Annotated in this window: 16 protein-coding genes; 11 read left to right on the top strand and 5 right to left on the bottom strand. The window is 57.5% G+C overall.

What is annotated here, in order from left to right:
• Window positions 1–9 precede the first annotated feature (9 nt).
• Complete coding sequence (locus Enr13x_RS33715) at window positions 10–1,065, top strand: BPSS1187 family protein (RefSeq protein WP_231743941.1); 1,056 nt, start codon at window positions 10–12, stop codon at window positions 1,063–1,065.
• 1,097 nt (window positions 1,066–2,162) lie between these two features.
• On the opposite strand, the gene Enr13x_RS33710 is transcribed toward Enr13x_RS33715, so the two are convergent.
• Together Enr13x_RS33710 and Enr13x_RS33705 are read right to left on the bottom strand one after the other, a co-directional pair.
• The gene (locus Enr13x_RS33710) at window positions 2,163–3,746 is read right to left on the bottom strand and encodes a sodium:solute symporter family protein (RefSeq protein WP_145392842.1); all 1,584 of its coding nucleotides are present in this window, start codon (window positions 3,744–3,746) and stop codon (window positions 2,163–2,165) included.
• The gene (locus Enr13x_RS33705; protein WP_145391276.1) at window positions 3,740–4,006 is read right to left on the bottom strand and encodes a DUF3311 domain-containing protein; all 267 of its coding nucleotides are present in this window, start codon (window positions 4,004–4,006) and stop codon (window positions 3,740–3,742) included. The genes Enr13x_RS33710 and Enr13x_RS33705 overlap by 7 nt, the downstream gene beginning before the upstream one ends.
• Window positions 4,007–4,295: 289 nt before the next feature.
• Between Enr13x_RS33705 and rlmKL the strand changes: the two genes are divergently transcribed.
• The 10 genes from rlmKL (at window position 4,296) to Enr13x_RS33655 (ending at window position 16,102) form a co-directional block, all read left to right on the top strand.
• Entirely contained in the window at window positions 4,296–6,551 is a 2,256-nt protein-coding gene (gene rlmKL / locus Enr13x_RS33700; RefSeq protein ID WP_145391274.1) for a bifunctional 23S rRNA (guanine(2069)-N(7))-methyltransferase RlmK/23S rRNA (guanine(2445)-N(2))-methyltransferase RlmL, read from the top strand.
• Window positions 6,552–8,145: 1,594 nt separating this feature from the next.
• Window positions 8,146–8,520, top strand: coding sequence for a hypothetical protein (locus Enr13x_RS33695; protein WP_145391272.1), 375 nt, complete (start codon window positions 8,146–8,148; stop codon window positions 8,518–8,520).
• Between the two features lie 501 nt (window positions 8,521–9,021).
• Window positions 9,022–9,486, top strand: coding sequence for a hypothetical protein (locus tag Enr13x_RS33690; protein WP_231743939.1), 465 nt, complete (start codon window positions 9,022–9,024; stop codon window positions 9,484–9,486).
• A gap of 292 nt (window positions 9,487–9,778) precedes the next feature.
• Window positions 9,779–10,225 (top strand): DUF1569 domain-containing protein, encoded by a 447-nt coding sequence (locus Enr13x_RS33685; RefSeq protein ID WP_231743938.1) that lies wholly within the window; start codon window positions 9,779–9,781, stop codon window positions 10,223–10,225.
• Window positions 10,226–10,289: 64 nt separating this feature from the next.
• Entirely contained in the window at window positions 10,290–10,655 is a 366-nt protein-coding gene (locus Enr13x_RS33680) for a hypothetical protein (protein ID WP_145391266.1), read from the top strand.
• Window positions 10,656–11,836: 1,181 nt separating this feature from the next.
• Window positions 11,837–12,238, top strand: coding sequence for a hypothetical protein (locus tag Enr13x_RS33675; RefSeq protein WP_145391264.1), 402 nt, complete (start codon window positions 11,837–11,839; stop codon window positions 12,236–12,238).
• 177 nt (window positions 12,239–12,415) lie between these two features.
• On the top strand, window positions 12,416–12,856 hold the full coding sequence (locus tag Enr13x_RS33670; RefSeq protein ID WP_145391262.1) for a hypothetical protein: 441 nt from the start codon (window positions 12,416–12,418) through the stop codon (window positions 12,854–12,856).
• Between the two features lie 635 nt (window positions 12,857–13,491).
• Window positions 13,492–14,286 carry a hypothetical protein gene (locus Enr13x_RS33665; protein WP_145391260.1) on the top strand — a complete coding sequence of 265 codons (795 nt, stop codon included), beginning with the start codon at window positions 13,492–13,494 and terminating at the stop codon, window positions 14,284–14,286.
• Between the two features lie 432 nt (window positions 14,287–14,718).
• Window positions 14,719–15,297, top strand: a complete 579-nt coding sequence (locus Enr13x_RS33660; RefSeq protein ID WP_145391258.1) for an EAL domain-containing protein — start codon at window positions 14,719–14,721, stop codon at window positions 15,295–15,297.
• 394 nt (window positions 15,298–15,691) lie between these two features.
• Window positions 15,692–16,102 (top strand): hypothetical protein, encoded by a 411-nt coding sequence (locus Enr13x_RS33655; RefSeq protein WP_145391256.1) that lies wholly within the window; start codon window positions 15,692–15,694, stop codon window positions 16,100–16,102.
• A 636-nt stretch (window positions 16,103–16,738) separates the two neighbouring features.
• Here the strand turns inward: Enr13x_RS33655 and Enr13x_RS33650 are convergent.
• The 3 genes from Enr13x_RS33650 to Enr13x_RS33640 all read right to left on the bottom strand — a co-directional run bounded on the left by Enr13x_RS33650 (window position 16,739) and on the right by Enr13x_RS33640 (window position 19,850).
• Window positions 16,739–18,358 carry a sulfatase family protein gene (locus Enr13x_RS33650; protein WP_145391254.1) on the bottom strand — a complete coding sequence of 540 codons (1,620 nt, stop codon included), beginning with the start codon at window positions 18,356–18,358 and terminating at the stop codon, window positions 16,739–16,741.
• 365 nt (window positions 18,359–18,723) lie between these two features.
• Window positions 18,724–19,263, bottom strand: coding sequence for a Uma2 family endonuclease (locus Enr13x_RS33645; protein ID WP_145391252.1), 540 nt, complete (start codon window positions 19,261–19,263; stop codon window positions 18,724–18,726).
• Window positions 19,264–19,535: 272 nt separating this feature from the next.
• Window positions 19,536–19,850, bottom strand: a complete 315-nt coding sequence (locus Enr13x_RS33640) for a winged helix-turn-helix transcriptional regulator (protein WP_145391250.1) — start codon at window positions 19,848–19,850, stop codon at window positions 19,536–19,538.
• Between the last annotated feature and the right edge of the window lie 137 nt (window positions 19,851–19,987).

The raw sequence follows: 19,987 nt of genomic DNA, 5'->3' as shown, positions 1-19,987 counted from the left end.
GACGACTTGATGACACACCACCGATTCGCGCGCGCGAATGCCGTTGCGCTTGCATTTTCCGCGTTTGCACTGACCGCGTTCACTCATGCGGCGGAGCCCACTGGTTCACCCACCCGGTTCGAAGCCAGGGCCAGTGAAATCGATCCCCGCTGTCAGGCCCATCCCGAAATCGGGTTCTTGATCGAAGACGCCAAGGGCCGCCCGGCCGACGTGCAACACGCGTCGGTCGACACGAGTGTCCCCGCCAAAGGCAAGCTGGTGATCTGGCTGATGGGCAACAACACCGCCCTGTTCGATCGTCTGAACAGCTACGGGTTGCATGTGATCCGGCCGCACTACGCCAACCGCTGGTTTTCGATTTGTTGCCGCGAGACGCCGGTCGGCGAACACTGTCGCGGAAACATTCGCCTGGAAGCGGCCACGGGAGAAGACTTCAGTGACGAAGTCGACATTCCCAAGCCCGATGGCATGATGGAACGGTCGCTTCAGTTCGTCCGCTGGCTCAGCGAGAAACATCCCGAAGGCAACTGGGATCAATTCTTGACCGAAGACCGTTCTCAGCTTCGTTGGGAAGACGTGATCATGTCGGGCAGCTCGCACGGATCGACCACCGCGGCCCGCTTCGCAAAACACGTGAAAGTCAGCCGCGTCGTGGCGTTGTGCGGCCCGCGGGACCAGCATCAGGTTTGGCAAGCCCTACCGTCGGCCACGCCCGAAAATCGGTACTTCGGGTTTTCACACGTTTTGGACGGAGGTTGGACGGGCGACCATTATTGCCGCAGTTGGGAATTGCTGGGGATGCACAAGTTTGGCCCGATTGTGAACGTCGACCAGGCGTCACCGCCGTACTCCAACACCCGTCGGCTGATCACCGATTTTGATGTCGGCGGCGACGCAGGCCGTGCCCACAGCAGCGTCCAACCGGGCAGCCGAGCCTACAAGAACCCGTCCGACGGTTCGTTCATGCACGATCCGGTCTGGCGCTATCTCTACACCCACCCGGTCGATCAAGTCGGTGAAGCCACACCGCCCGACGAGAGTTGCGACAAAGAACAGCGACAGTGAACCGGGTATCGCGGGGGACGTCGATTCTTTGACTGCAGGATTGGGCAATCGATTTAGTTTCTCTCCCTCTGGGAGAGACGGCGTTTGCGCAGCAAGCAAACGCCAGAGAGGGCCGGCGGCTTGCGAAAGTCTTGGCGCCTTCCTCCTTGTTCCCGGGCTCCGCCTGGGGACACATTGCTTTAGAGGCTCCCGCCTCTCGGCCGCGTACCGCATGTGGCAGAGCCACACCGACCTTGCGTTCCAAGGCGGAGCCTTGGAACGAGGGCAATGGTGAGCCGCTGGCCGTAAGGCCTCGGGCTCGCGCCTGGATGCCCGGCCGCTTACGCGTCGCGGCTCACTCAATCGACAGCCCGCTCGCGCCCTGCCGCTAACAAAAACCACCCCGTCTCCTTGTTCCCAGGCTCCGCCTGGGGACACATTGCTTCAGAGGCTCCCGCCTCTCGGTCGCGAACCGTGTGTGGCAGAGCCACACCGACCTTGCGTTCCAAGGCGGAGCCTTGGAACGAGGGCAATGGTGAGCCGCTGGCCGTAAGGCCTCGGGCGAGCGCTTGGATGCCCGGCCGCTTACGCGTCGCGGCTCACTCAATCGACAGCCCGCTCGCGCCCTGCCGCTAAAAGAACCACCCCGTCTCCTTGTTCCCAGGCTCCGCCTGGGGACACATTGCTTTAGAGGCTCCCGCCTCTCGGCCGCGAACCGCGTGTGGCAGAGCCACAGCGACCTTGCGTTCCAAGGCGGAGCCTTGGAACGAGGGCAATGGTGAGCCGCTGGCCGTAAGGCCTCGGGCGCGCGCTTGGATGCCCGGCCGCTTACGCGTCGCGGCTCACTCAATCGACAGCCCGCTCGCGCCCTGCCGCTAAAAGAACCACCCCGTCTCCTTGTTCCCAGGCTCCGCCTGGGGACACATTGCTTTAGAGGCTCCCGCCTCTCGGCCGCGAACCGCGTGTGGCAGAGCCACACCGACCTTGCGTTCCAAGGCGGAGCCTTGGAACGAGGGCAATGGTGAGCCGCTGGCCGTAAGGCCTCGGGCGAGCGCTTGGATGCCCGGCCGCTTACGCGTCGCGGCTCACTCAATCGACAGCCCGCTCGCGCCCTGCCGCTAAAAGAACCGTGCCAACGTCTTTTCGCTCGGCTTCGGTGTGACCAACGACACCGCGATCATGGTCACCAGCGAACTGGCCAACATCACGACGACCGGCATGATCTCGTACTCTTCACCACCCAAGGGTAACTTCAGCACAAACGTTCGCAGCGCGTCTTGCTCCAGTGCCTGATAGAACATCACACTCCAGCTGACGATCGCCGCAAAGATCCCGCTGATCGCGCCGGCTGCGGTCAGACCACGCCAATAGAGCGCCGCAAAGACGATCGGGAACAGGGCACTGAATCCGCTAAAGCACCAGACGCCCATCGCAAACACGCTTTTCACGTTGCCCAGGCTCAACAAGTACGTGATCGCGACGATTCCGATGATGAACAACCGCGTGTACAGCACTTGCTGGGCATCGGTGACGTTTTCTTTGCCCTTGTAATGCGTCAACACGTCGTTGGTGAAGATCGTGCCGATGCACAGGAATTGGCTATCCAGGCTGCTCATGATCGCCGCCAGGATGCCCGCGGCCAACAAGCCACCGAGCACCTTGCCGGTTTGCGTCTTGACCAGGAACGGCAAGATCGTGTTCGGGTTGCTCGGCAATGGAGGTTTCGCCGGAATTAAATCACCCGTCGCCCAGATGCCGACCAGCACGCACGGCACCCAAACGATCATGATAAAGATCGGGTGGCAGATCACCGGAACCTTGAACGTGTTGGCGCTTTTGGCCGTCATCCAGTGTTGGAACAGGTGGGGGAACATGCCCACCGACAGCGGAATCAGCAGGTAGGTGAAAAACTTCGTCTTACTCATCTCCATCCGCGTGATCTTTTCTTCGGGGACCGATTCGGCCAACGCGTTCAAGTTCGCCATCAATCCGTCTTGTCCGCCCAGGCGTGTCGCGATGATGTAAAACGTGACCACGCCCAAAATCATGAACACGATCGTTTGCAGTGTGTTGGCCCAGGTGGTGCCACGCATGCCGCCGAAGAACACGTAGATCAAGACCACGACACAAATCACCAGGGATCCCAGCCAGGGAGGGATGCCACCGTTGAGTGCGATGATCGGGTTCCCGTCGGGCGTGAGCGCCGGAAACATGTCCGGTGACAACCCGGCCGTCAACGATTGGATCACCGTTCCGCTGCTGATCACGCCGATCAACAGGTAGGGCACCACCAGTCCGACCAGGATCGGAAACAGCAGCAAGCCGATGAAGTCGCTTTCCAGCCGATCGCGAAAGAATTCGATTTGAGTCGTGTACTTGTGCCGCCGCGCGAATTTCCAAACCTTGACGCCGATCAAGAAGAAGCACAGCGAGTGGATGATTCCGCTGCTGCTGGCCAGCATCCCGTAGACGCCGATGCCTTCCTTGAACGCTTCGCCGCTGCTGCCGACCAACGCGAACGCCGTCATCGTGGTCCCGAACAGACTCATCAACAGCAGGAACGGGCCGATCGAATGGCTGGCGACCTGATAGTCTTCTTTGGTGCCCTTGAACAGGCGGCTCGACGACAGCCCGAGCAGCAGCAGCAAGCCCAGGTAGATCAGGATGATGATTAATTGGGGGAGTCCTGGATGGTTCACGATGCCGCCTCCTCGGTTGAAGACGCGTCGCCGTTCTCCGCCGCCTCGTCGTGAAGCGGCCACGCGATCACCGTTGCCAACGCCCAGGTCAAACTGGCGCCGATCGAGATACAGGCGTGCCAAAACAAGCCGATCGGCATGAAACCGAACACCAGCGTGTCATCGGTCCAAAACCAGTTGTCTTGGTGCAGTATCAGCAACAACACCACCAACGCGGCAATGATCCACATGCCGTTGGATTTCTGAGTCGTGGAACTCGTCATTGAATATCCGTCGAAAGTCGTTTTCTGAGGCGGGAAACGGGGTGGGCGAGTCCAAGAGTGTACTCCGTCCGCCAGGGTCGCTGGTAGTCGGGGCGAAATCGCCGAATCGACCCGTGGGATAGGCTTCCAGCCTGTCAGTCCCAGTGGGATAGGCTTCCAGCCTGTCGATCCCAGTGAAATAGGCTTCCAGCGCTTCACCCCGCCGATCCCCGCACCTATCCCGTCGCGACAGGTCTGTTATCCTCGGATAATCCTGCATCCGAACGAAATCCACCCCACGAAAAACCCCGTGCAATCGACCCACGATCTCATCGCCACCTGCGCCTTCGGACTCGAAGCGATCGTCCGCCGAGAGCTGGAATCACTCGGCGTGGAGGCTTCGATCGGGGAATCCGGGCGGGTGCACTTTCGCGGCGACCTGGAAATCGTCGCCCGGGCGAATCTGCAACTCCGCTGCGCCGACCGCGTGCTGCTCCGCATTGCCGAGTTCCCCGCGGCGGATTTCGACGCCCTGTTCGAAACGGTTCGCGCGCTCCCGTGGGGGGATCTGCTGCCGATCGATGCCGAATTTCCCGTCACCGGGCGATCCATCAAATCCCAACTCTCCAGCGTCCCGGCGTGTCAGCGAGCGGTCAAACGGGCGGTCGTCGATGCCATGATGCGCGATCATGCGACCACGGCGTTGGACGAAACCGGGCCCATCTTCAAAATCGACATCGCGCTGCTGAAAGACATCGCCACGCTGACGATCGACACCACCGGTCGCAGCCTGCATCGCCGCGGGTATCGCACCGACGTCTCCCAGGCCCCCCTCAAAGAGACCTTGGCCGCAGCGATGGTGCTGCTCAGCTTCTGGAAACCCGACCGTCCGCTGTTGGATCCGTTTTGCGGCAGCGGCACGATTCCGATCGAAGCGGCGCGCATCGGTCACAACATCGCCCCCGGCATTGACCGCGATTTTAGCTTCGAGTCCTGGCCCACAGTCCCCCCCTCGCTGTTGCCGGATCTGCGCAGCCAAGCACGGGCCGCACAAGTCGACTCGATCGAAGAACGGATTCTCGGCAGCGACATTGACGGACGTGTCCTCCGTGCAGCCCGAGACAACGCGACTCGCGCCGGGGTGGCCGATTCGATTCACTTTCAACCCGGCGACGCACTCAAGCTGACCAATCGACGCCGCTTCGGTTGTTTGATCACCAACCCGCCCTATGGCCAACGCATCGGCGAAGACCGAGAACTCGACACGCTCTACCGATCGCTTCCCGAAGTGCTGCGTGGGTTGCCGACGTGGTCGCATTACTTTCTGACCGCCTATCCGAATTTTGAGGCCGCGGTGGGGCGGCAGGCCGACCGGCGACGAAAACTCTACAACGGCCGGATTGAATGCACCTACTATCAGTTCCATGGCCCCAAGCGTGTCATCGGCCAGCAGGTCCCGGAATCCGACCAGCTGACAACCGACGCGGAAGCCGCATCCGATTACGAATCAAGCCCCAGCGAATCGAAGCCCAGCAAAGCCGCTACCCAAGCACCCGCCAAGCCGTACACGCACGCCGACGGACCGGCCGCGTTCGGTCACCTGGATGACAAGGCCGTCCATCAAGCCGACCTGTTCGCCACGCGGTTGCGAAAACGTGCAAAGCACCTGCGACGCTGGCCGACGAAACGCAACATCACGTGCTTTCGATTGTACGAACGCGACATCCCCGAAATTCCGTTGATCGTCGATCGTTACGAAGACCACTTGCACATCACCGAGTACGAGCGGCCGCACGATCGCGATCCCGCCCAGCACGCCAACTGGTTGGATCTGATGGCCCGGACCGCCGGCGAGACCTTGGACGTGCCGCCGGCCAATGTTCACTTCAAGCGTCGGGGGCGTCAGAAAGACAACACGCAACACGAGAAAGTCGATCACACCGGCAACCGGATCGTCGTCCAAGAAGGCGGCTTAAAGTTTCTCGTCAACTTGGACGACTACGTCGACACCGGATTGTTTCTCGACCATCGCATCGCCCGTTCGATGGTTCGTGACTTGGCCGAAGGGAAATGGTTGCTCAATCTGTTTTCCTACACCGGTTCGTTCACCGTCTACGCGGCCGCCGGCGGCGCGCGAAAAACGACCAGCGTTGATCTTTCCAACACCTACCTTTCCTGGACGAAAGAGAACCTGCGGATCAACGGGCTGATTGACGAGAAACGTCAAGACGGGCACACGTTCGTCGCCAGCGACGTCGCCCAGTTTATCGCCGATCATCCGCCGGGCGAACGCTATGACTTGGTGGTTTTCGATCCGCCGACGTATTCACGCAGCAAGAAGACCGAGCGTGATTGGAACGTCCAGACCGATGCCGTGCCGATGTTGCAAAGCCTGTTGCCGCTGGTGCGCAAGGGCGGCGTGATTTTCTTTTCGACCAACTTTCGCCGCTTCAAGTTTGATCCGGCAGATCTGGATGTATCCGAGTGCCACGAGATCTCCAAACAGACCGTCCCGGAAGACTTTCGCAACCGCCGCATCCACCGCTGCTGGCGCATCGTCCGCTAAGTGGGATAGGCTTCCAGCCTGTCGATGCCAGTGGGATAGGCTTCCAGCCTGTCATTCCAGCTTGCCTTCCCCCGTTTCACTCGTGAAACGCAAACTGCCAGCTTACACCACCTGCTCGCCGACCTTTCGTCTTAGCGTTGACAACGCCCGGATTCGCTCTTTGCCAACCGGCACGCCGGCAAGCCTAGAAAGCCCCGGCAGTCCGACAGCGCCCACTTCTTCTTTTGTGTCTACTTGTGCTTTTTGTGGCAATTGATTCGCCGTCGTTTGACCGTGACCCGAAGGACGCCCACCGGAATTCGTCGAACCTCAATTTCCTGGGATTCGCATTTGATGTCACGGTTTGATTGGTGCGCGGTCGACTCGGCCGACAAAGACAAACCGACGCCTGTCGATTTCAACTGTTGATCGTGACATCGCTGACTCCGACGATTGGATTCGGGTATGCCGGCAGAGCGAAGTGTCTTAGGCCCGGAGGGCCGGTAGAGTGTCTGCCGGTGGCGTCAGCCACCGGGGGCGGATTCAAAGGAATACTCAAGGCCCAGCGGGCCGACACAATGCCCGGGCTTCGAGTGGACCGGGAGACCCATTGTGCCGGCCTTCCAGGCCTCAGCAAATCCGCACTTTCGATACCGGTGGCTGACACCACCGGCAAGCATTGTGCCAGCCCTCCAGGCTTCATTGCGACTCCACAAAGACGTCGGTACAGCAACGGGAGTGAAATTTCCCACGGCGAACAAAACAAAGGTGTCAGGACTCTTTTTCGGACAAAGAGTCCTGACACCTTTGTGCCTTCTTCAGTGGGGCAGATAGTTCGACGTGACCCGGCGCCGTGTGCCGCGTCCTTGCGAGAGGATGCGTTGGCATCCTTGCCAACTTTCTCAACGGGAAGAGGAGCGGGGGGTATCGCTGATGAACCGCGTGTGTTGCAACGGCTGGAGATAAAGGTAGGAAGATTTTGGGTAGGAAGAGAGAGCACGGTGTTTGCCGGGTGTCTCGTTTTTCGGGCATCCGTTTTCCTACCCGAAATTTTCCTACCTTTCCTGCTGCGTTCTGTGGGTTGGAAAATCGGCTTGTCGCCAGTGATCGCTCCCGTTTTTTTGATCGGTCGCTCGCGATTCCATTGAGCGGGAGGCTGCAGACGGCGGGGTGTCGGAATTCGCTGCGACCCCGTCCGGGGTCGAGGGGAGGAACGGGGGCGTTGCCCGGAGGTGGCGCTGCGCTGACCTCCGGCTACTCGCTGTGATCCCTTCGGGATAGCTCGGATGCCGCGATGGGTGAAGGCTTTTCGCACTTGGTACGACTGGTAGCTGTTAAGAGAACAAGAAAGTGCAAGGGAGGCCGCGGCCGAATCGGATCGCCCTTCCGCCGCTCAGCTTGAATTCGCCTGGGCCTGAGAAACTGGCACCGTCTGGCAGGATCCGCTCTAATCAGCTTCGCGGGTGTCATCGTATCCGAAAATTCGGAGTAGAAAATCGGTGAGCCAGCGCATGCACACGAGCGACGGAGTCGAGTTGGTCTCTGTGTTTGGGGCTTTCGCCGTCGCCGTGTGATTCGTACCGTTCGCCGACTGAAACCTAAATGGATCGAAACGATGATCTCATTTCTCAAGCGATTGTTTGGACAGCCATCGAATGTGATTGATGTCGGACCGCCGACTGGCAAAACCGGCAACCAATGGACTGAGGACGACTTCTCACACCTGGAATCGGAACTCGCTACCGTTGGTGGAAACGAATTCGCGGACTTTTGTATCGCGCAGGGCAACTGCGATATCACCGGCGATGTGCTCGACAAATTCAAAGAAATACTGAAGCGTTATCCGACCGACGATGAAGAAGAGTACGACTTCCTCGGCGTAGTCGTGCGGCAGCGATTGGTTGCGGCAAATCTACTGCCCGACGGCGACCCAGATCGCTATCAATATAAAATCGCCCAGTGGGGATCGAGCCTAGCAAAACATGGCTAGGTTTTCACTGCGCCATCAGAGTAGTGTCGAATCTGCGGATGCACGTGAGATCCAGGGCGAGGATTTTCATGGTGACTGGCAGTCGTAAGCTGCCAGAATCACGGGGCCGAGTCGCCAGTTTACAAACAAATGACTCCCCCCCACCAAACCTCAGACTTACATGAATTCGTTCGTCGACGCAGACGATTGGCACCACGTTACCTGCCAGTGCCGCGTGTCGCTTCTTGATGACAGCGGCATCGAGACTCTGGCCGCCCAGTTCGACGGCGGTGCCCGTCAATGCGTCCGCGGTCGTGGCCCAGTAAACGGCGGACGGGCACAGGGCCACTTCGACGGGCCACTTCAAAGGGCCAATTCCACTCACGGCGAGCTACCGACCGCCTCCTCGACGCCATTGGCGAGCAGACCAGCGAACACCGCTTTTTCGAGATTGGGTCGGAAGAGCCAACCGAGTTGAGTTGGTACAGCAATTTCGTTTACAACGTCAGGATCGATGACGAAATGTTCGAGCGAACGTCACCTAACATCAATTGGTCGCTCGCCAATGATTCCCGTCACACTGATGAGGTTGATACCTCGCAGGACAGTTTCCCTGAAACAGATATTTCGAAACTCGGTCAGCGTGCACTGGTTGACGTCACCTATGAACGGCGTTCGTTCGACGACTCTGTGATCGTTAATCTTCGGACGATCGGACCATCGCATGACTCCGACTCCCGCGTTGAGTTCCCACGTGACGACATGCAGTTTGTCATCCAAGGAGCCAAGGGTGCTGTTGTCTTTGAATCCGGAATTCCGTGGAAAGATACGGGGAAAAAGACAATCGAAGGTATCCCGACATACACTGCGCGGTTTCTCGTACATCCTCACATGAAACACGGATTGATTTTGACTGAGTCTTCCGAGGGTCTGAAATTCGACACCGCAGTCGGGATCGTTACATTTCATTCTTTGTTCGAAAACTGAGAAAGCGACGAACCATCGATGCAACGGAGACGACCTTGACTTTTCATGGCTCAGACGGCCATTTACAATTGACGAAAGTTGCTGACGCATGGTGGCCCGAAGGTATTGACGAAAGGCGATAACCGTGGCATCCACCGGAGATCGCGAGTCGGCGTTTTTTAAGTGGAGCATCTACCGCGCGGCCCCGGTGATCCCCATCATTTGCCGACTGAACTACTCACTCTGCCTACGATCACACTCAACAAGCATGCTCCAGAAACCCGATCGCAAAACGACAATCGAAGAACGACGAATGGATTTGCGTTACCCTGACTTGGCCGCTGCATGCGAAGACATTTTGCATTTGCGCGAAGGTGGCTACGAATTGGTTGGGAACTGGAGCCTCGCCCAAATACTGGATCATCTGAACATGTCCATGCAAATGACGATTAGCGGTGCAGAGTTCACGTTTCCTGCGCTGTTGCGACCAGTGATGAAACTGATGTTCATGCCAACGATGCGGAAGGGCAAACCATCCAAACTTCGTGGCAAGGCGCCGCTGCAACTTCAGCCCGCCCTTGATCTCGATGAAGACGCTTGTGCAAACCGATTTTATGCGCTCGCGGAAACCTTAATGGACCCGTCGACTCAATTTGTCACGCACTATCCGATGCTGGGTCGACTCAATCGTGAACAATGGCTCTTATTGCAACAATGGCACGCTGCCCATCACTTAAGTTTCGTCGTACCGGACGCTTGACAGGCATTTCCCTTTCCACCCATCACGGACGTTCTGCCAACTTATGGGCAATCGAACGGTAATCATGGAATCGAGAAATAATCCATACCTCGCGCCGAATCATGCTATCGATGCCGAATCAGGTTCACGTCGAGGTTCGGTGCTCGGGTTGGTTGGGAAGATTCTACTCACTTCTGTCTGGACCATTGTGCTGTTCTTTGGCAGCGCGATGATTCTGGGATTTGCATCTGGCATCTATTTCGCGATGACGAGCTCATCAGCCGGAGCGCCATCGCAGCAAACTATGGAGTGGATCGGATTTGTTTGGGCTGTCGTTCCGATGTTCATGGGAGCCATTGGGGTTGTTTTGGGTGTCCTCGGCTATCTGCCTGGAACACGATGGCGGAAGCGATCCAGATCTGACACGCTGTCCAGCGAGGCAGGGCGATGAATTGCACCAAAGCATGGGAGTTGGGTTGGATTGAAGTGGCGGAGTCCTCCGCCTGTGCCTGGTGAAGTCCGGTGTTCGTGTTGCTGCCCCAATTTTTTCGCGACTTCTCGTGCTTTTTGTGGCAATTGATCTGTGGCGGTTGATGTGCGGTCGCAGTTGGGCGGGATTGCATGGGGCTCCGGGCCGAAAGGATGACGCCAGCTTCTCAAGTCCTCTGGCCGTAGGTCGTCGGCGTTTGGGTGTGGCAGCCGTCTTGATCTTTTGTGCCCCATCGAGTGATCCAGCGGCGCATGACTCCTCCATCACGCGCGTGTAGTCCGAGGGTGTTTTTCTTTGACTCTATGACGAATGCAATCGAACGCACGACGCGTCGTTGTTTGGGAGTCGAGCGCCTTTGGGGTTTTGAAGTGCACCAATGAGATCAAAATGCGGTAGGCGCCGTGACGCTGATGAACCGCGGGTGTTGCAACGGCTGGAGATAAAGGTAGGAAGATTTTGGGTAGGAAGACAGAGCACGGTGTTCGCCGGGGGTGTCGTTTTTCGGGCATCCGTTTTCCTACCCGAAATTATCCTCCCTTCCTGCTGCGTTCTGTGGGTTGGAAAAACGGCTTGCTGCCAGTGATCACTCTCAGTTTGTGGGTCGGTCTCTGAGGTTTCCATATCGCCGGAGGCTGGGCTCGGCGCGGTGCTGGTATTTGCTGCAACCCCGTCCGGGGTCGAGGGGCGGATCGGGGGCGTTGCCCGGAGGTGGCGCTGCGCTGACCTCCAGCTACTCGCTGTGATCCCTCCGGGATACCGCGGACGCTGCGATGGGTGAAGGATTTTCGCACTTGGTAGGACAGGTAGTGCGAAAAGTGAACAAGAAAATGCAAGGGAGGCCGTGACCGATCCGGACCGCCCTCCTGCCGCTCCGCTTGATTTCACCTGGGGCTGAGAAACTGGCACCGTCTGGCAGGATCCGTTCTAATCAGGTCCTGTGACCGGCCCACCTGAGAGGCGACAAAGTTCCGGCGCACGATGGATTCCCGAAAACAAAGGTGTCAGGACTCTTTTTCGAACAAAGAGTCCTGACACCTTTATGCCGGTTCCGTGAACCGGAGCGGCGAAGTCGGGCGGTTTTGAGACGGGCAATCTTTCCTCGCCGCCCGGGTGACCACCGACGTTCCCCGACAGACATCCACATGACGAAGAATCCTTACTCAACGCCATTGTTTGACGCGTCTTCCGCAACCGCAGATTCGCAAGCTGCATCCACGAAGTCACTTTCTCTTGGTTCGATCGCCAAATCGACCTTTCTGGCATGGGAACGGCTGCGACTCATCTTCGTCGTCGTGCTGGGGTTGCTCACGCTGTTACTCGCCGGACCCGATCTCACGAAACTGCGCACTCTCGTACTGATTGCCGAGGGCGCTATCATCGCCAACGTTTGCTTCTTCGCTGGCCCCATCATCGAAACCTACGTTCGATGGCTTGGATATGATCGCAAATGGGTGCGGTGGTTCCTTTTCGTGGGCGGTACGATGCTGACGGCGATGCTGGCCGTTGCTACGATGGCTTCAATTTTCCTGCCCGACCAAAACTGATTTCAATCAGCGGGGAACCACGAAATGCGGTCGAGCTCAGGAGTCGCGGTTTTGGGTCGGCTTGAACGTCTTTTGCCCCTCCCGCCTGATTTTTTCCGTTCTATGCATGAGGGGTAAATGCGAAAATTAATCCGTCGATGGTTGACGCCAGTTCCATCGGTTGCCGGAACGCATCGATTGATCGACAGCACAACGTTGAATGACGATGTTCTTGGTCAATGCACACGGCGCAGTGCCGACGATGCGACGTTCGAAACCTCCATCAGGCTAGATTCTGCTGGGCCTGTTCCGGTGACTTTCTTCGCTGATGAACCGCTTGACGACACACTCACATACGTCCGAGCAATCGTGTCTGCACTGCCGGCGAACGACGCTAGGTACCGCCGCTACGCCGCCGCCGATGTCCGGCATTTACACATTGCACTTCGAAATGGTGTCCCCCCAACGCCCGTCACCGAGTTTGCTTCGCGAATGCGTCTTTCTCACATCGTCGTCTACTATCCAACGCCTGAAGAAGGCGCGACACTCTGGTACACTTGCGATAACCTGATTCCCAACGCACTGGTTTGTGTGACCTTAGATCATGAGCGTCGATTTGCTGGCGGTGGCATCGGCTGAGCGTGGTTTTTGAAGTAGAAGCATCGGCTGGAGTTACAGGTAGGAAAATTTTGGGTAGGAAAAGAGAGCAGGGTGTTTGTCGGGTGTGTCATTTTTCGGGCATCCGTTTTCCTACCCGAAATTTTCCTGCCTTCCTGCCTGCGTTCTGTGGGTTGGAGTAACGGCTTGCCGCCAGTGATCGCTACCGATTTTCGGGTCGGTTGCTGGGGATTCCATTGAGCGAGAGGCTGAACACGGCGGGGTGTCGGGATTCGCTGCGACTCCGTCCGGGGTCGAGGGGGGATCGAGGGCGTTGCCCGGAGGTGGCGCTGCGCTGACCTCCGGCTACTCGCTGTGATCCCTTCGGGATGCCGTGGACGCCGCGACGGGTGCAGGCTTTTCGCACTTGGTAGGACTAGTACCTGATAAGAGAACAAGAAAGTGCAAGGGAGGCCGCGGCCGAACCGGATCGCCCTCCCGCCGCTCCGCTTGATTTCACCTGGGGCTGAGAAACTGGCACCGTCTGGCGGGATTCGTTCTAATCTGGTCCTGTGACCGGCCCACCTGAGAGGCGACAAAGTTCCGGCGCACGATGGATCCCCGTTCCTCCTGATGCGCGGATCGATCGCAATTCGTTATCCTCGTCAGGCGAATTCATGATTACAGCCCAGTCAGTGTTTCGCTTTACTGTCGATGACCTTGAAACATCTCAGTTGGCTTCGACCTTCAAGATATTGAAGAACCTCGACTCAACTCTCACCATCTCTGACGTGCGACGGTGCCTTTCCGAGCCCACTGCCGTGGCACAGTATCAGGTGGCGAATGCTGATTTCGGGGCATTTGTCTCAAACCTTGGCGTCGTGGTTGAAACGGCGGAATCACTCAGTGGCAACTCGATTCCGACAACAATCGAGGACTTAACCACTGCAGCAACGCTCTCGCTTTCACAGCTGCGGGCTTCTTATGACCATCACGTTTCATTCCTGAATGTCACTCTCAACTCTGCGGTGACATCTTTCCTTTCGTCACTGCGGGACGCCGATTGGTTTCAAAATCTCGGCAAGGATCTTGATGGCAACATTCGAGTCGTGCTCGAAGCACCTCCTTCGGGCACATTCACCTATCCGTGTATCGGAATTCAGAATGCAATTCTTGGGCAACTCATGGATGCCAACGAATGCCATTTTGCATGCCTTTCGCCGTTCTTCAGGATCGCGAATGATCAAGTCACTTCGTTGTTAGACTACAAACTTGCAGATCCCCCGGGCGATCTGCCAGATTTGCCGTTGGATGACGTGCAGGCGATTATTTCTCACGCATGTTTGGAGCTTCAATTCCTACCTGAACAAACGAAGAAGCATGCCGTAGAATGTTGCCAGTGGCTCTTGCGCGGAAAGCTTCCTGTTGGATGGGACGGGGATTTCCCTCAGGGTGAACTCCTCGTCACATAATCGAGAATGACACTGGCATGCCGCGCTTGAACAACAAGTGCTTGCGGTATTCATAGAATCACTTCGCCGTATTCCGATTGTCACCGCTTCATCTAAAACAAACGAAGCGTTTGTTCAGATGCTTAATTTTCCCGAACGACCAGTTTATTTCGCTGTGCCGTGGCCTGGCGACGATGTATCGGACGCCGAATTTGATACACTTTCAATGTTCAGCAACCACTACGTCGCCAATGTGTTGACGCAACACAGTGGGTAGCCACGCGATGATGCGGAGCGGCGATGGCGCGGGTTGTCGTCGTGGCCGGACGCGTGAACCATCCGCCCGCACACGCAGACGCGGAGTCGGCTTCAACCGAAAACACAATGTCGTTCGCCGTGCCGCGGTGAACGGCCAGACGTTCGTCAGAGTCTTATTTGCTAAAAGGGGTAGCGATGCGTTTTGCTTGTCAATTGTTTTCTGTTGTGATCGCATGGGCCACGCTGGGTGTGGAACTGAGTGCGGATGATGCTGGCGCCCTTCATTGCGACTTGGCAAATGCGACATACGTTCGCGTCACGTCGGATGCTTCACCGAAGGTCGTTATTGAATCACGGCTTATCCACGCAACAGAAAGGCAACGTACGGTGACGATCACGAAGCTGGCGAAGGAGACTCGACGTCGAACGGTGAAGGTGAACGGTATCGACACACAGCAAGTATTCGTTGTCACCGTTCCGATGCGGGAAGATGTTTCTCAGCGATATAGTGTCAATCCCGGACATGGCCATGGCTACGCGGAATTCGCGTTTGACGAAGTTGTGCTTTGGGACCTGTCAGGAAAGAAGCAAAAGCCGAAAGAGCTTTTGAAGCGGTCCTCTCGTTTTGCTGCAATACTCTTGCCTTTACCTTGGCCAACTGAGGTAACGCTATCAGACGCCCAGAAGGCGGTTTTGGGTGATGACACGCTTTTTGTTTACGCGCCGACGGCAATTTGGATCGGGCACCAAGTTAAGGCCAATGTCGATGAATGATGTGCGGTCACGATGGACTGAGGTTGTGTGGGACACTGGGCCGAAAGTCTGACGCCAGCTTCTTGAATCCTCTGGCCGTAGGTCGTCAGCGTTTTGGTGCGACAAGCGTCTTGATCTCTTGTGGCCCAACGTGTGATCCAGCGGCGCATGATTCCTCCGTCACGCGCGTCGTGTGGTCCGAGGGTGTTTTTCTTTGACTCTATGACGAATCCAACTCTGCGCACGAAGCTCTGATCTTCGGAAGACAATCTGCCCCAGCGATCGTTTCCGGCATTAAGGTCGGTCTCTGTGTTTGGGGCGTGCGCGGTCGCCATGTGATTCATACCGTTCGCCTAGGTAAGCTGTTCCTCCACACCAGCCATTTCGTCTTTCATCCCACATTCGACAGCACGCAATGCCAAACCCGTATCGCTCAAGCAGTTCGTCCGCCATCCTGAGTACACCGAATCATGAGACAGCGAGGCGAATCGTTGTCGGAATCGCCTGCTTTATGGTCGCACAATCGATCGTGTTGATGCTGCTGCAAGTCCTGTTGTTCGGTAATTCACCAGGGGTTACTCAGATTGTCAGGCTCGGCCTCACGGGACTGCTCGCCTTTTTTCTATTCGCTGGCAGCAACATCGCTCGATACCTGACGATGGTGTTCTATGGATTTTGGGCCGTCATGTCCGGAGTGGCACTTCCGACCGTCTACGAAACGCAAGGACTTGTGTTTACACTGATCGTGGGTTTGCTCGTCCTTGCCAATGCAGCAATTCCCGTTCTGCTCAAGGCACCGCAGGGGATTGACGATCAGTTTTCTTAAGCATTTTTGCGTATCGCACCACGGGAAACCGTCCCGTGGTGTTTGAAGTGCACCAGTGTGATCAAAACGCGGTTCGCACCGCGACGCCGATGAAGGGCGTGCAAGTGACTTCAGAAGCGGACGGTGATCGGAGAGCTGATCGTTCGACGTGGCCGGGCGCCGTGTGATGCATCCTTGCCAGCTTCCTCAATGTGAAGAGGCGCGGTTGTACTGATGATGGCCCGTGGTTGATGCATCAGTTGGAGTTGGAGGTAGGAAGATTTTGGGTAGGAAAAGGGAGCAGGGTGTATGCCGGGTGTGTCATTTTTCGGGCATCCGTTTTCCTACCCGAAATTTTCCTACCTTCCTGCCTGCGTTCTGTGGGTTGGAGTAACGGCTTGCCGCCAGTGATCGCTACCGATTTTCGGGTCGGTTGCTGGGGATTCCATTGAGCGAGAGGCTGAACACGGCGGGGTGTCGGGATTCGCTGCGACCCCGTTCGGGGTCGAGGGGAGGATTGGGGGCGTTGCCCGGAGGTGGCGCTGCGCTGACCTCCGGCTACTCGCTGTGATCCCTCCGGGATACCGTGGATGCCCGGGAGGGAAGGCACAATGTTTGTCGGCGGTGTTGTTTGTCGGCGGTGTGAACCGCCGACGATCACTGCTTGTTCTTTTTCGCCGCCTGGTTTCTGCGTTGGCGGTTGCGGACGGTACCCGGATCCGAATCTTCGGGGACACCAAACTGGTCCCTCGCGGCGGCCAACTGTTTCATCAGCCGTTTCTGGACGCCTGCGTAGTCGGTGCTTCCATAGACGCTTTGCAGTTCGTTCGGATCGGCTTTCAGATCGAACAATTCCCAATCGTCGATCTTCTTGCCTTCGAGCGCGTAGTAGTGAATCAATTTGTGCCGACCGTTCGTCACGCCGTAATGACGGGCGACGTTGTGGGCTCCGGGGTTTTCGTAGTAGTGGTAGTAGAAAACCTGACGCCAATCGTCCGGCGTGTTGCCCTTGAGCAGCGGTACCAGTGATCGGCCTTGCATGTCGCTGGGCACGTCAACGCCGGCCAGATCCAAGAACGTTTCGGCGAAGTCCAGATTTGAAGTGATGTCGTTGTTGGTGGATCCCGGCGCGATCTTCCCGGGCCAGCGTGCCAGCAGCGGCGTGCGCAGGGATTCCTCGTACATCCAACGTTTGTCGAACCAACCGTGTTCGCCGAGGTACCAGCCCTGGTCGGAGGAATAGATCACGATGGTGTTGTCGGCCAGCCCGCTTTCGTCCAGATAATCGAGTACTTGCCCGATGCCGTCGTCGACGCTTTTGACGCAGCGCAGATAGTCTTTGACGTAACGTTGGTACTTCCACTTGATGATCTCTTCTTCGGTCATCGAGTCTTTGGCGGCTTCGAAGGCTTCGTTCTTGGGGCCGTAGGCGGCGTCCCAAGCGATCTTCTGTTGGTCATTCATATTGCCGTATCCGGACAACTTCAGGTCGTTGGCGTTCAAGTGGGTCTTGATCGTCATCGTTTGCCGGCTGGCCGACTGGGTGCGGCCCTGGTAGTCGTCCCACAGCGTTTCCGGTTCGGGGATCGTCACGTCGTCCAGCCAGGTCAAGTATTTCGGCGCCGGTCTCCAGTTACGGTGTGGTGCCTTGTGCTGGTACATCACCATGAACGGCTTGTCGGGATCACGATCCTGCTTCAGCCAGGCGAGTGTCTTGTCGGTGATGATCTCGGTGGTGTATCCGGTGTGCGGGCGCGTGACCGGTTGCCCGTCGTCGCCCTCGGTGATCATCGGCGGGTTGTAGTACGGGCCTTGGCCTTTCAAGACGTCGTAGTAGTCATAGCCTTGGGGCGTGGTCGCGAGGTGCCACTTGCCGATCACGGCGGTTTGGTAGCCGGCCGCCCGGAGCAGCTTGGGGAACGTTTGCTGGTCGCCGTTGAATCGGTTGCCGTTGCGGATGAAGCCGTTCAGGTGGCTGTACTTGCCGGTCTGAATGACGGCCCGGCTGGGGCCACAGATGCCGTTGGTCACGTAGCAGCGATCAAACCGCATGCCCTCGCGGGCGATGCGATCCATGTTGGGCGTCGTGATCCGCGTCGGGTCGTAGGCGCTGAGGGCTTGGGTGCAGTGGTCATCGGTAAAGATGAACACGATGTTGGGGCGATCGGACTCAGCGGCGGAGGCGGCGGCGTTCACGCCGATGGCAGCGCAGAACGAAAAAACCAGTGCCAGGAAGGAACGCCAGCGAGGAAACGAATTCGGTGGGGACGCGATCATCGGCGGATCCGGAGAGGTGCGAAGGCAGGGGAAATCGTACGAGGATGTCCCTGATGGTAGCTGCTCGGGTCACGGCAGACAAATCAGCGTGAGAAAGCGTCGCGTGCCTGGAATAAGGTGTCGGACCTGAATGGCACGGGGATAGAAATCGCCTAAAGAGACCGTCCGGCTTAGCACTAGCGCGAAACGCGACAAATCTGAATGATCTGACCGAATGGGTGAGAGGTGGTTGGCGGAGGGGTGTACGACGTCCTTTCTAGGTCGTCGCGCAGAGCCCCACGGGCGACGGCCCGGAAGGGCCATCGTACATCCGAAAAGCGATCGCCTTAAGCTGGACGGTCTCTAAAGGCTAAACACTAACGTCGTCAGCGCGACAGCCAGCCTAGGTCCACGACCAGGCGGCAGTTGTCGCAGATCGAGAGTTGGACGTGTTCTGAGACGGGAACGGATTCGTATTCGCCAAGGTCGCTGAGCCGAAGCAGTTGAACGGAGAAGTCGCGGGGATCGGCGATCAGATACCAGGGAACTCGGTTCTCTTGATACAGCGTTCGCTTCTGTTTCGTGTCACGGTCTCGCGTGGAATCGGACAGCACTTCGACGATCATCGCCGGGGTCGATTCGATATGCCCCTCGGGAGGCCCGCCGCAAAGGACGCTTGCATCAGGGCGAACAATCGTGTCGTCCGAGATGATCCAGTCGATCTCGGCGAGCACGCAGGCATCGCACTGGGCTTGATCGATTGCAATCGTCAGCGCGGTACAGAGTTTGACGAGCAGTCCACCGTGCCGGCCGAACGGGCTGGGCGTCATCGCGACGGCTGTCCCGTGCCACAATTCCCAGTCGCCTTCCCACTGTCGGTAATCCGCGACGGTGTAGTGCGGGATATCTCGGGCAGCTTCACTCATCCATCACATCCCAAGGGACGACCAGGCGGCTAGTGCTTCGTCAACTTTTATACTTAGGGTACCGCGGAAAAGGGGTCAGGTACCAAAAATGCGAAGCACCCTGCGGGCCATTTGGTTTTTGGTACCTGACCCCTTTTCCGCTCGACAAACGCAGGCTCGAAAATTGAAAGCTGACAAAGCACTAGGGAACAAACTTTACACGCATCAGTTTAACATGAACTGGGAATCGACACAGCGTTGGTCTTGTTTGATTCCCATGGTGAATCGTGGGATTAACGGGTGACGCGGAGGCGAGCTTGCTTTTGAAGTGCGTCGACTTCATCGATGATCTCCAGCAATCGCCGACCGAACGAAGTCAAATCGTATTCGACTCTCGGTGGGATTTCGGGATAGCTCGTTTTTTCGACCACGCCAAATTCGACAAGACGCTTCAGCCGCTCCGCGAGTACTTTCGCCGTCATCCCTTCAACGGCCCGTTGCAACTGCCCCGGTCGCTTCACGCCGACTTCGATGTGCCTCAGCAGTGCCACCATGTATCGGCACCCCAAACATTTCTCAAAGACCTCGGTCACCTCTGGATCGCTCATCGTTTTTGAATTCCTCCCTAAAAGAAAGTACCCCACAAATTTGTGCCCAGTTGCCCTCGCCGAGTACCCGGACATGATACCGGCACGGTCGAAAAACTACCGTCGCCGACACGCCTTCGGCAACCGCCCAAATTCAG

The sequence above is a fragment of the Stieleria neptunia genome (assembly GCF_007754155.1).
In the GTDB taxonomy this organism is placed as follows: Bacteria; Planctomycetota; Planctomycetia; order Pirellulales; family Pirellulaceae; genus Stieleria; species Stieleria neptunia.
The sequence above is the reverse complement of the archived record's forward strand: the minus strand, read 5'-3'. Positions and strand labels throughout refer to the sequence as shown.

Excerpts from the sequence above, each read along its gene's own strand:
- Enr13x_RS33645 (WP_145391252.1), bottom strand. The coding sequence starts at position 19,263 with ATGAGTGAAGCTGCCCGAGATATCCCGCACTACACCGTCGCGGATTAC.
- Enr13x_RS33665 (WP_145391260.1), top strand. The coding sequence starts at position 13,492 with ATGATTACAGCCCAGTCAGTGTTTCGCTTTACTGTCGATGACCTTGAA.
- Enr13x_RS33660 (WP_145391258.1), top strand. The coding sequence starts at position 14,719 with ATGCGTTTTGCTTGTCAATTGTTTTCTGTTGTGATCGCATGGGCCACG.
- Enr13x_RS33685 (WP_231743938.1), top strand. The coding sequence starts at position 9,779 with ATGGATTTGCGTTACCCTGACTTGGCCGCTGCATGCGAAGACATTTTG.
- Enr13x_RS33650 (WP_145391254.1), bottom strand. The coding sequence starts at position 18,358 with ATGATCGCGTCCCCACCGAATTCGTTTCCTCGCTGGCGTTCCTTCCTG.
- Enr13x_RS33680 (WP_145391266.1), top strand. The coding sequence starts at position 10,290 with ATGGAATCGAGAAATAATCCATACCTCGCGCCGAATCATGCTATCGAT.
- Enr13x_RS33695 (WP_145391272.1), top strand. The coding sequence starts at position 8,146 with ATGATCTCATTTCTCAAGCGATTGTTTGGACAGCCATCGAATGTGATT.
- Enr13x_RS33715 (WP_231743941.1), top strand. The coding sequence starts at position 10 with ATGACACACCACCGATTCGCGCGCGCGAATGCCGTTGCGCTTGCATTT.
- Enr13x_RS33640 (WP_145391250.1), bottom strand. The coding sequence starts at position 19,850 with ATGAGCGATCCAGAGGTGACCGAGGTCTTTGAGAAATGTTTGGGGTGC.
- Enr13x_RS33705 (WP_145391276.1), bottom strand. The coding sequence starts at position 4,006 with ATGACGAGTTCCACGACTCAGAAATCCAACGGCATGTGGATCATTGCC.
- Enr13x_RS33690 (WP_231743939.1), top strand. The coding sequence starts at position 9,022 with ATGTTCGAGCGAACGTCACCTAACATCAATTGGTCGCTCGCCAATGAT.
- Enr13x_RS33675 (WP_145391264.1), top strand. The coding sequence starts at position 11,837 with ATGACGAAGAATCCTTACTCAACGCCATTGTTTGACGCGTCTTCCGCA.
- Enr13x_RS33655 (WP_145391256.1), top strand. The coding sequence starts at position 15,692 with ATGCCAAACCCGTATCGCTCAAGCAGTTCGTCCGCCATCCTGAGTACA.